The sequence below is a fragment of the Brachyspira pilosicoli genome (assembly GCF_036997485.1).
Classification (GTDB): Bacteria; Spirochaetota; Brachyspiria; order Brachyspirales; family Brachyspiraceae; genus Brachyspira; species Brachyspira pilosicoli_C.
On sequence record NZ_JAWLPU010000009.1, the window covers coordinates 1 to 575 of the forward strand.

At 29.6% G+C, this 575-nt stretch carries 1 protein-coding gene; it reads right to left on the minus strand.

What is annotated here, in order from left to right:
* On the minus strand, positions 1-560 hold a 560-nt coding region (locus tag R4I97_RS12025), incomplete at its 3' end, for an ABC transporter ATP-binding protein (RefSeq protein WP_335785278.1).
* Positions 561-575 lie beyond the last annotated feature (15 nt).

The window sequence follows — 575 nt, forward strand, 5'->3', positions numbered from 1 at the left end:
CTTGTATTGATTCTTATAGTAACATGTGAATCTCCAAAGTTCATATATAAATAACTTTCAGAACCTATCATCTCAATTACATCTATTATAGCTTCTATAGAATTACTATCAGAATTATTTTTATCTAAAATAATATTCTCTGGTCTAATACCCAATATAACTTCTTTATCATTATAAGAATCATCTATCTTTTCAAGTTTAGGCTCATTTAATTCTATTTCATATCTATCGAAAATAGCATACCATTTAGAATTTTTCTTAGAAAGTTTAGCATTAATAAAATTCATTTGAGGAGCACCAATAAAGCCTGCTACGAATAAATTTTTAGGGTGATTATAAAGAGTTTTAGCATCATCTACCTGCATAATATCGCCATCTTTCATAACAACGATTTTAGTACCCATAGTCATAGCTTCTACTTGGTCGTGTGTAACATATACAAATGTTGTTTGAAGCTGTTTATGAAGCTTAATCAACTCCGTACGCATTTGTACTCTTAATTTAGCATCAAGGTTAGAAAGAGGTTCATCTAATAAAAATACAGACGGATTTCTAACCATAGCTCTTCCCAAAGC